Annotated in this window: 10 protein-coding genes, 2 tRNA genes and 1 pseudogene; 8 read left to right on the plus strand and 5 right to left on the minus strand. The window is 67.6% G+C overall.

Translation table 11 applies throughout. From position 1 onward, the window contains the following. Positions 1-40: 40 nt before the first annotated feature. Both AB4Y99_RS07740 and AB4Y99_RS07745 read right to left on the minus strand, forming a co-directional pair. Complete coding sequence (locus AB4Y99_RS07740; protein WP_441522918.1) at positions 41-1,138, minus strand: transglutaminase-like domain-containing protein; 1,098 nt, start codon at positions 1,136-1,138, stop codon at positions 41-43. Then, the gene (locus AB4Y99_RS07745; protein WP_441522925.1) at positions 1,135-1,785 is read right to left on the minus strand and encodes a TlpA disulfide reductase family protein; all 651 of its coding nucleotides are present in this window, start codon (positions 1,783-1,785) and stop codon (positions 1,135-1,137) included. Before AB4Y99_RS07745 ends, AB4Y99_RS07740 begins: the two co-directional genes overlap by 4 nt. A 155-nt stretch (positions 1,786-1,940) precedes the next feature. Here AB4Y99_RS07745 and AB4Y99_RS07750 point away from each other — a divergent pair, with 155 nt between their 5' ends. The 3 genes from AB4Y99_RS07750 (at position 1,941) to AB4Y99_RS07760 (ending at position 2,975) form a co-directional block, all read left to right on the plus strand. Next, positions 1,941-2,135, plus strand: coding sequence for a hypothetical protein (locus AB4Y99_RS07750; RefSeq protein ID WP_162738026.1), 195 nt, complete (start codon positions 1,941-1,943; stop codon positions 2,133-2,135). A gap of 143 nt (positions 2,136-2,278) precedes the next feature. Further along, the gene (locus tag AB4Y99_RS07755; RefSeq protein ID WP_162719947.1) at positions 2,279-2,596 is read left to right on the plus strand and encodes a hypothetical protein; all 318 of its coding nucleotides are present in this window, start codon (positions 2,279-2,281) and stop codon (positions 2,594-2,596) included. Between the two features lie 303 nt (positions 2,597-2,899). After that, a tRNA-Phe gene (locus tag AB4Y99_RS07760) sits at positions 2,900-2,975 on the plus strand. A gap of 244 nt (positions 2,976-3,219) precedes the next feature. On the opposite strand, the gene AB4Y99_RS07765 is transcribed toward AB4Y99_RS07760, so the two are convergent. Together AB4Y99_RS07765 and hmgA are read right to left on the minus strand one after the other, a co-directional pair. Beyond that, positions 3,220-3,293, minus strand: a tRNA-Gln gene (locus AB4Y99_RS07765). A 247-nt stretch (positions 3,294-3,540) separates the two neighbouring features. Further along, a complete protein-coding gene (gene hmgA, locus AB4Y99_RS07770; protein ID WP_441522919.1) occupies positions 3,541-4,914 on the minus strand; it encodes a homogentisate 1,2-dioxygenase in 1,374 nt (457 codons plus the stop codon). A gap of 157 nt (positions 4,915-5,071) precedes the next feature. Here hmgA and AB4Y99_RS07775 point away from each other — a divergent pair, with 157 nt between their 5' ends. Continuing rightward, the gene (locus AB4Y99_RS07775; RefSeq protein ID WP_441522920.1) at positions 5,072-5,527 is read left to right on the plus strand and encodes a MarR family winged helix-turn-helix transcriptional regulator; all 456 of its coding nucleotides are present in this window, start codon (positions 5,072-5,074) and stop codon (positions 5,525-5,527) included. 197 nt (positions 5,528-5,724) lie between these two features. Here the strand turns inward: AB4Y99_RS07775 and glpK are convergent, their stop codons facing one another. Continuing rightward, the gene (gene glpK, locus AB4Y99_RS07780) at positions 5,725-7,227 is read right to left on the minus strand and encodes a glycerol kinase GlpK (RefSeq protein ID WP_133561407.1); all 1,503 of its coding nucleotides are present in this window, start codon (positions 7,225-7,227) and stop codon (positions 5,725-5,727) included. On the opposite strand from glpK, the gene AB4Y99_RS07785 reads away from it, so the two are divergent. The 4 genes and pseudogenes from AB4Y99_RS07785 to AB4Y99_RS07800 all read left to right on the plus strand — a co-directional run. After that, positions 7,226-7,462 (plus strand): hypothetical protein, encoded by a 237-nt coding sequence (locus AB4Y99_RS07785; RefSeq protein WP_441522921.1) that lies wholly within the window; start codon positions 7,226-7,228, stop codon positions 7,460-7,462. The two genes, glpK and AB4Y99_RS07785, sit on opposite strands and share 2 nt — an antisense overlap. Before the next feature lie 86 nt (positions 7,463-7,548). Continuing rightward, complete coding sequence (locus tag AB4Y99_RS07790) at positions 7,549-8,667, plus strand: Ppx/GppA phosphatase family protein (RefSeq protein ID WP_248312437.1); 1,119 nt, start codon at positions 7,549-7,551, stop codon at positions 8,665-8,667. 12 nt (positions 8,668-8,679) lie between these two features. After that, the gene (locus tag AB4Y99_RS07795) at positions 8,680-9,417 is read left to right on the plus strand and encodes an RlmE family RNA methyltransferase (RefSeq protein WP_441522922.1); all 738 of its coding nucleotides are present in this window, start codon (positions 8,680-8,682) and stop codon (positions 9,415-9,417) included. 65 nt (positions 9,418-9,482) lie between these two features. Next, positions 9,483-9,907, plus strand: a pseudogene (locus tag AB4Y99_RS07800) (hypothetical protein); the annotation flags it as partial.

Genomic DNA, 9,907 nt, shown 5'->3' on the forward strand with positions numbered 1-9,907 from the left:
CCGGAAAGCGGCGGCCGGGCTCCCTGCCCGGCCATCTGGATCAGGCCGTGATCTCGGCGGACCTGATCATGTATCGGAACGTGTCCGGGTCGAGGCAGTCGAGCAGCGCGCCGGCGACCTCGGCCTGCGGATACATCAGGAAGCCGACCTTGTGCCGCGAGCCCGGCAATTCGAGGTCATGCGCCATGTTGTAGCCGAGCCAGTTGCCCTCCCAGGCGCCGAACAGCGTCTCGCGCGCCGCGACCACCTTGGGGTTGTCGATGGCGTTGTTGCCGGGCGGCTCCTCGAGCACGACCTTGCGGACATCCGCGGGGTCGGTCGCGACCCAGCCATGGCCTTCGAGCCAGACCTCCGCGCGGCAATGCTGCGACTTGGTGATCGTCGCCGAGCCGGCGCCGAGGCTGGCATAGCCGAATTGCGAGGGCGCGACGCGGATGCCGTAGATGTCGCGCGCGGGAATGCCGACGGAGCGCACCAGCGCGACATAGAGGGCATTGAGATCGGCGCATTTGCCGCCGAGATTGCCGGTGCGCAGCATCGAGGCGACATCGCCCGTGCCGCAGCCGCGCGTCTTGGCATCGCGGAAGGTGTTGGCCACCACCCACTCATAGATGGCACGGGCCTTTTCGACGTCGCCGGTCTTGCCGGCGGCCGCCTTCTCGGCGGTCTCCCGGACGATGCCATCGGTCGGCATCAATTCGGTCGCCTCGAGATAGAGCTTGCGCTCGGCCTCGCCGAGGACGGGCTTGCCGCCCGCCGCAAAATCCTCCGCCCGGTCGCGCAACGAAAAGCGGCTGCGGAGCTCGACCGAAGGCGCGGCCTCACCCTCCTTGAAGACGACATGCAGCATCTGCGCGCCGTATTTCGGATCGCGCACCATCTCCGCCGATGCCGCGTTGGTCGTCCAGTCGCTCTTGCCGGGCCTGATCCATTCCGGCTGATCGACGGAGGGCAGCGGAATCCAGGCCTGCGCCTTGCCCTGCCCGGCCAGGTCGAGCCGCGTCACCACTTCGAAATCCCGCCATTTGCCGGGCTTCGGCGCGAAGGCCGGAGCCTGCGCGAGAGCCTGATGCGGCATCAGCAGGGCCGCGCCGGCAGCGGCGGCCCCTGTCTTGAGCATGTCGCGGCGATTGATCATTGGATGGCTCCTCCCTCGTTTTTGTCAGCGGTTGTCCTGGACAGGTCTTGCTTGGGTCTTTCTTCCTCGGGGCGTTCTTCCGAAGGGTTCTCTTCACCCGGTTTCGCGACGGCGGCGAGGGCGCGCAGAACGGCCGGGCTCGTCCAGTCGAGCGGTTCCTCCGTCTTGAACGCCGGGCGCAGTTGCCCGTCGAGCACGAAGCTCGTCGGCAGGCCGAGCACCTGCCAGCGCTTCATCGCCGCACGGTCCTCGTCGAGCAGCACCGGGAAATCGACAGGACGCGCCTTGAAGAAGCTGCGCAGCCGCGCCGGAACCTCGCCGACATTGACCGCGAGGATCGCGACGGCCGGGTCGCGACGCTGCGCCAGCGCGTTCAGCGAAGCCATCTCCTCGATGCAGGGGCCGCACCAGGTCGCGAAGAAGTGGACGATGACGGGCTCGCCGCGCATATCGGCAAGATCGAGCGCTGCCGCATCGAGGCGCGTGAGCGCCAGCTCCGGCGGAGCGGGGCTGGACCAGGGCTGGAGGTCACCGGCTCTGCCGGCGCCGGGCAGAAGAGCGAGAACCAGCCCGACCGCCAGCGCCCGAAGACGGCGCTTCGGCCCCCGAACCGATCCTGATGCGCCCCGAAACTCGGGAGCAACCATGGCGAGCACGTCCGCATCCTTTCCCGCCACTCTCCTGCCGTCAATGCGCGTTTTTGTGAGCAGCAGGCTGCCGGCCAGGAAAGCCGGCGATGAAAGATCAGCCGCATCAGCAGCCGACCCTTGCCGAAAGCGCCCGTCGGCGTCAGCATCGCGGCATGAAGCTGCTGCTCGTCCTGGGGATCGCCATCAGCTGCGGCCTGGCGATCTGGATGGCGCTGGATGGCAATGCCGTCATGGCCTTGCCTCTGGTCGTGGTCGTCGCGGCTTTGGTCAGGACCTTGGTGCGTTCTCTCAGCGGCCAGCAATTCCGGCCTGCCGATACACCGATCGAGCAGGATACGGAGGAATGAGAACCGCCGCCTTCCGCTGAGACATGTAGCACTCCCTCACGTAGACGCCTGCGTAACCACGATGCGATGACCATGCTGCCTTCGATCCTGTTCGGAGATAGTCTTTCTCAGATCGGAGACCTCGCCTCGCCCTCGAGAAGAACATGGTTGAATCGGCAGAATTCCGGCCTTTCGACGACATCGAAACGCTGCGAAGCGACGTCCTGAAGGCCGGCGTGCTGAACGCCAAGGCGCTGCAGGCAAGCGCCGAGAACCATGTCGCGAATCTCGGCTGCGTCCTGCCGCCCTCGCCGGAGCTCGACGAGGCCTCGTTTCAGACGCTCACCAGCATCATCGCCTTCGCGCGGTCGCTCTATGGCCAGGCCCCGATCGCCGAACTGGAAGCGGCCCGGCGGCAGGCCCTGGCAAGCATCGACCGGCTGGCGCAGCTCCTCGCCCGGGCGAGGCCGGAGCACGCATGACCCGATCAGGTCGAATCAGCCGGATCGCACCCAGCTCTCCAGCGTCGGCCCGACAGCGGAATCCCCTCTTCGGACCCCTCCGATGCGATGCGACATCCATCGATCACCATCGCCGCGTCCGGCAGGACGGTGGCGATCGAGCGATGGCAGCGGCGCCATAGACCGTTAAACGCGCCTCTTGGCGGCCTATCGCGGGACATGACGAGGCGAGTTGTAGAAAGCCGGCTGAAGTGACTGGACAGGCTTGGCGCCAGCCTCTATATCGCCCCGACCAACACGGAAGGCGCCGCGCGCCACCGGGGCGCCCAGGTAGCTCAGTTGGTAGAGCATGCGACTGAAAATCGCAGTGTCGGTGGTTCGATTCCGCCCCTGGGCACCATTCTTCCGCTAAGCGGTCGATCAGCCAAAGAAATCAGCAAGATCAGAGGCCTGAAGATTCCCGTACGATGCGACGGGTAATCCGAATGGTCTTTTCGATGACGCGTCCGTTCAAGCATCCCAAGACAGGCGCCTATCGGTTTCCTTCCCAGAGGATGGACACCAAAATGCACCGCCGCTGGGCTACGGGAGCGACCTCTACTCTCTGTCGATGATTGAGCTTGTTTTGCAGCGCCACCGAGGAGTGGCTGGGGGACTAGGATTCGAACCTAGACAACCAGAGTCAGAGTCTGGGGTCCTACCGTTAGACGATCCCCCAACGGCGCGGCCTGTGCGTTCGCGTTGGTGAGCGGCGGTCTAATCAATGCTTCTCGCCTTGGCAAGAGCAGAAATGCGCAAGAGCGGTGGAAGCTCTCATGATGTGATGACGCCGCAATGTCGCGGCGCCGTCGTTCAGCTCCCCTCCTGCGCGCTCGGGCGCAACGCCCTCGCCACGCCCGCCGCCCGCCTATCGCGCGAGCCCTCGCCGCCGGAACGCGCAAGCAGCAGGAACTGGCCGCGAGAGATCAGGGCCTGGTCGGATCGAAGTGCTTCGTCAGCTTGTGGCCATAGCCGCCATAGTCGCTCTGCAGCGCCTCCGTCCGCGCGGCGAAGGCCGTGACGGCTTGAGGAAAGCGCGTCTCGAACATGAAGGCGAGCGTGCCCTCGAGCTTGTGCGGCTTCAGCTCGACAGTGGAGGCCCTCTCGAAAGCGTCGACATCGGGGCCGTGCGGCAGCATCGAATTATGCAGCGAGATGCCGCCGGGCACGAAGCCGCCACCCGTCTTGGCGTCGTAGACGCCGTAGACCAGCCCCATGAACTCGCTCATCACGTTCATGTGGTACCAGGGCGGCCGGAAGGTGTTCTCCGCCACCAGCCAGCGATCGGAGAAGACGACGAAATCGACATTGGCGGTGCCGGGCGTTTCTGAAGGCGAGGTCAGCACCGTGAAGATCGAGGGGTCGGCGTGGTCGTAGAGCACCGGGCCGACCGGCGAGAAGCGCCTGAGATCGTATTTGTAGGGCGCGTAATTGCCGTGCCAGGCGACGACGTCGAGCGGCGAATGCGCGATATCGGCAACCCAGAGGTTGCCGCCCCATTTCACATACATCTTCGAGGGCGCGTCGCGGTCCTCATAGGCCGCGACGGGGGTGAGGAAATCGCGGGGATTGGCGAGGCAGTTCGCGCCGATCGGCCCGCGTTCCGGCAGGGTGAAGGCGCCGCCATAGTTCTCGCAGATATAGCCGCGGGCCGGGCCGTCGCGGAGCTCGACGCGGATCTTCACGCCGCGCGGGATCACCGCGATCTCGCCCGGCTCGATGTCGATGATCCCGAACTCGGTCCAGAGCCTGAGGCTGCCCTGCTGCGGCACGAACAGCATCTCGCCATCGGCATTGTAGAAATACGCGTCCACCATCGAGCGCGTGATCAGGTAGACATGCGCGCCCATGCCGCCCTGGCTGCCGGCATCGCCGGCGGTGGTCATGCTGCGGATGCCCTCGATGAAGGAGAGCGGCTCTGCGGGAATCGGGAGCGGGCTCCAGCGTAGCGGCGCGATCGGCATGTCGACCTCCCGCGCCGGCGCGGTGCGCCAGAACCCGGCATCGACCTTCCGGAACGTATTCCAATGCGCCACGGTCGGCCGGATGCGGTAGAGCCAGGAGCGCTCATTGGTGGTGCGCGGCGCGGTGAAGGGCGAGCCGGAGAGCTGCTCGGCATAGAGGCCATAGGCGCATTTCTGCGGCGAATTGCGCCCGAGCGGCAGCGCGCCCGGCAGCGCCTCGGTCTCGAAGCCATTCCCGAAACCGGACATGTAACCGGCCGCGATCGCGCTCCGGAGCTTGCCGTCGTTGGTCTTGCCATCATTCGTCTTGGCGCCGCCCGGTTTCTGAACGTTCATGATCTGGAGCCTTTCCGCGGACGCGCCCGGCCCGCGCCGGCCGCACACCAAACTGCCCTGCCCCAGCAAGCCGGTCGAAACGCGCGGCGCGCCAGGGGGCGCGGACGCGCCACAGGATAGTTGCTTTGGTAACTGTCCATTTTGTAACTAACAAGGCATGACCACTCTCGCCCTCGAAAGCTTCCTGCCCTATCGCCTCAACCGGCTCGCTTCGGTGGTTTTGCTGAAATTCCGCACGGTCTACGGCCCGCATCACGATCTGACCGTGCCGGAATGGCGCGTGCTGGCGACGCTCGCGCAATTCGGGACGATGACCGCGAAGGCCATCGGTGCCCATTCGGCCATGCACAAGACCAAGGTCAGCCGGGCCGTGCGGGCGCTGGAGGAGCGGCGCTGGCTGGTGCGTAGCCGGAGCGAGCTCGATCGTCGGGAAGAGGGCCTCACGCTCACGGCAGCGGGCCTGCGCAGCTATGCCGAGATCGTGCCGCGCGCACTCGCCTTCGAGGCTGCTCTTCTGGCCGAGCTCGGCCCGCATGCCGCGCCCCTGCTCGCGGCTCTCGAACGGATGGAGGCCGGTCTCGTCGATGACGCGCCACGTCCCGAGCGACGGTGACAGCGGCGCTTGCCTTCCGAAGCCCCACGGAAGGCTCTTCGAAAGTTTGCTGCATTTCCACGGAAACGCGGGTCATCCCGGACGGAGCGAAGCGGAGATCCGGGATCCATGCCCGAACGTCGATCCGAAGCGCTCCGGCATGGATCCCGGGTCAGGCCCGGGATGACCGAGGTGGAGCCGTGCGAAATCGGCAGGCTCTATGCGTCGCTCAGCGTCCGCCGCACGGCGTCGCGCCAGCCCGCGACCTTGCGCGTGCGCTGGCTCGCCGCCATCGCCGGCAGGAAGCGCCGCTCCAGCCGCCAGAGATCGGCGAAGCGGTCGGGCTCGGGCAGCAGCCCGGCATCGAGCCCGGCGAGATAGGCCGCGCCCAGCGCCGTCGTCTCCAGCACGGTCGGGCGGTCGACGGGCAGGTCGAGGATGTCGGCGAGGCGCTGCATCGTCCAGTCGGAGGCGACCATGCCGCCATCGACGCGCAGGACCGAGCGGCCGCCCTGCCCGGCTTCGGGCCAGTCGGCATGCATGGCCTCGATCAGGTCGAGCGTCTGGTAGCAGACGCTTTCCAGCGTGGCGCGGGCGAACTCGCGCGGCCCGGTGCCGCGCGTCAGCCCGAACAGGGCGCCGCGCGCATTGGCATCCCAATGCGGGGCGCCGAGCCCGACGAAGGCCGGCACGAGATAGACGTCCTGCGCCGGGTCGGCCGCTTCCGCGAGCGGGCCGGTATCGCTCGCCTTCTCGATGATGCCGAGACCGTCGCGCAGCCATTGCACCGCGGCGCCCGCGATGAAGATCGAGCCCTCCAGCGCGTAGGAGCGCTTGCCGCCGAGCTGGTAGGCGATGGTGCCGAGCAGCCGGTTCCTGGAGCGGACCGGCGTGTCGCCGGTGTTGAGCAGCGCGAAGCAGCCCGTGCCGTAGGTCGATTTCACCATGCCGGGGTCGAAGCAGGCCTGCCCGATCGTCGCGGCCTGCTGGTCGCCGGCGATGCCACGCACCGCAATCGGCCCGCCGAACAGCTCCGGCGCGGTGTCGCCGAAATAGGCCGCGCAATCACGGACCTCCGGCAGGATCGCCTCGGGAATGTCGAGCAGCGCGAGCAGGTCCTTGTCCCAGACGCCACGGCCGATATCGAACAGCATGGTGCGCGCCGCATTGGTCGCGTCGGTCGCATGCACCGCACCGCCCGTCAGCCGCCAGAGCAGGAAGGAATCGACGGTGCCGAAGGCGAGCTCGCCCGCTTCCGCACGGCGGCGGGCACCGGGAACATTATCGAGCAGCCAGGCGATCTTGGTGCCGGAGAAATAGGGGTCGATGCGCAGGCCGGTGCGGCTGGCGACGAGCTCCTCATGGCCGGCGGCGACGAGCTGCGCGCAGGCCTCGGCGGTGCGCCTGTCCTGCCAGACGATGGCGCGGTGGATCGCCCTGCCCGTCTGGCGGTCCCAGATCAGCGTGGTCTCGCGCTGGTTGGTGATGCCGATTCCGGCGATGTCCCGCGCACCGAGCCCGGCCTTGGCGAGAGCCTCGCGCGCCGTCTCAAGCACGGTGTCCCAGATATCCTCCGGCTCGTGCTCGACCCAGCCGGAGGCTGGAAAATGCTGCGGGAACTCCCTTTGCGCGCTGGCCACCGGAGCGAGCGAAGCATCGAACAGGATCGCCCGCGAGGAGGTCGTGCCCTGGTCGATCGCGAGGAGATGTCTGGCGGCCATGCTCTGCTTCCTGCCCTGTCCCATGAGCATCGGACCGAAAAGCGGAATCCCCTTTCCGGAAGAAGCCGATGCGATAACCCATCCCGCGCTCTGCGGCGCAGCGGGCGGAGACTTGCCGAAGCCGCGGCTTCCGCGCAAGGGCATGGCCCTGATTTCGGCTCCCGGCCTGCCGCGCGAGGGCCTGTTTGCCTGTCCCCATGGCAAGGTTCTGCTTGGCACGCGGCTTGCGCTGTAGTTAGCTTGCTGACGAAGCAGATGGCTGCGCCTTGCGCGGCCCCTGCCGGATCGCTTCATGCGGGTGCGGCAGGTCGGGGGATTGGAATGGCGGCGGTCGAGGACCGGCAGCAGGGAGGCGTCGCATCCGCGGCGCCGCCACATCGACATGACGCCGATCCGCTCAGGGCCGGCGGCGCCGCCGTTGGTGCCACCGCCCGTTCCCATAACGGACATCGGCTCTTCCCCGCGCCCGCGACCTATGCGGCCCTCGATCTCGGCACGAACAATTGCCGGCTGCTGATCGCCCGCCCGGCCCAGCACGGTTTCCGGGTCGTCGACGCCTTCTCGCGGATCGTGCGCCTGGGCGAAGGGCTGGCGGCGAGCAGCCGCCTCGGCGATGCCGCCATGGACCGGGCCGTCGAGGCGCTGAAGATCTGCCGGGGCAAGATGGCGAATCGCGGCGTCACCCGCGCCCGGCTCGTCACCACGGAAGCCTGCCGCGCCGCCACGAACGGGCTCGACTTCGTCCGCCGCGTCGCGGCCGAGGCCGAATTGGCGCTGGAGATCATCGACCAGCGTACCGAGGCCTCCCTGGCCGTCTCGGGCTGCGCCGCGCTGGCGGACCCGGCGGCCGAAGGGGTCATCGTCTTCGACATCGGCGGCGGCTCCACTGAGATCGTCTGGCTCGGCAACCGCAGCGAGGCGCGCGACCCCGCCGCCCGGATCCGCGAATGGGCCTCGCTGCCGATCGGCGTCGTCACGGTGGCGGAACGCTATGGCGGCGTCGAGGTCAGCCGCGAGCTGTTCGAGCGCATGGTCGATGATTGCGCGCAGGCGCTCGAGCCCTTCGTGAAGCGGGCCGCGCCCGCCCGTCAGGCGCGCGCCTTCCATCTGCTCGGCACCTCCGGCACGGTCACCACCGTCGCCGGCATCCATCTCGGCCTGCTCCGCTACGACCGGCGCGAGGTCGACGGGCTGTGGATGCGCCAGGACGATATCCTCGCGGTCATCGACCGGCTGATCGCGATGGACTATGCCGCACGGGCAGCGAATGCCTGCATCGGCCGCGAGCGCGCCGATCTCGTGCTGGCCGGCTGCGCGATCTTCGAGGCGATCCGCCGCGCCTTTCCGAGCGAGCGGGTCCGGATCGCCGATCGCGGCCTGCGCGAAGGCATCCTGCTGCGGATGATGCATGAGGATCGCGCCTGGTGGCGGCGCAGATAGGCTTGGACGGCGATGAGCAGCGGAAAATCGGGAGGCGGCGCCGGTGGCAAGGCGTCGGCAGGCGCGCGCGACATGCGCGTCAAGGTCAAGAAGGCCGGCAAGCTCAAGCATTCCTCGCAGCTCTGGCTCGAGCGCCAGCTCAACGACCCCTATGTGAAGCGGGCGAGAGAGCTGGGCTATCGCTCGCGCGCGGCCTTCAAGCTCGAGGAGATGGACGACCGCTACAAATTCCTCAAAACCGGCCAGCGCCTGGTCGATCTCGGCTGCGCGCCGGGCGGCTGGTGCCAGATCGCGGCCAAGCGCATCGGGCTGGAACAGGGCAAGGGCCATATCGTCGGCATCGACCTGCTGCCGGTCGACCCGATCCCGGCCGTCGACCTGATCCAGATGGATTTCATGGCCGAGGAGGCCCCGGCCCTGCTGACCGAACGGCTCGGCGGGCGGGCCGACGGCGTGATGTCGGACATGGCCGCCAACACCACCGGCCACAAGAAGACCGACCATCTCAAGATCATCGCGCTGGCCGAGGCTGCGCTCGAATTCGCGCATGACGTGCTGGCACCGGGCGGCTTCTTCCTCGCCAAGCTGTTCCAGGGCGGCGACAGCGCCGAACTGCTCGCGGGCCTGAAGCGCGACTTCACGCTCGTGCGCAACGTCAAGCCGGCGGCCAGCCGCGCCGATTCCTCGGAGCTCTACGTGCTGGCAACGGGGTACAGGCGCAAGCCGGATGCGGCCGAGACGGCCGTTTGAGAATCGGCAGAGATGTCTCTGGCCGCAACCCAGCATCGCCGCATCCGAGCGCCGAGATCTCCGAGATGACCAAGACGCGTCTGGTTTCGATTCTTTCAACCCTTGCCGTTCTCGTCCTCGGATCCTTGCCTGCACAGGCCTCCGACCGGACACCCGAGCAAGTGGCGGAGCTCTATTACCGCGCCTGGCTCAACTACGACCGCGCCGCTGCCGTTCAGCTCAACACGGCGCTGCGCCCGGAAACCGGCGGACGGGATCTCGTCGATCTCGGGATGATCGCCGATCCCGCCGCATGGCAACTCAGGCGAATCGCAAGCTTGAGCGCTCGGGGAGACCCGTCGGCCCCCGAGATCAGACGGCTGATGGCGAAATTCATCATCGCCGGAAGCAAACGCGTTCGCTGCCGGGCCCTCGGCCACGAAATCAGCGCCCAGCCGACGGGCGAGCGCTTTCGCGCGACCGTCAAGCTTGAATGCGCCGTGCCGGATGC

Source organism: Allobosea sp. TAB14, from assembly GCF_052113865.1.
GTDB lineage: Bacteria > Pseudomonadota > Alphaproteobacteria > Rhizobiales > Beijerinckiaceae > Allobosea > Allobosea spartocytisi.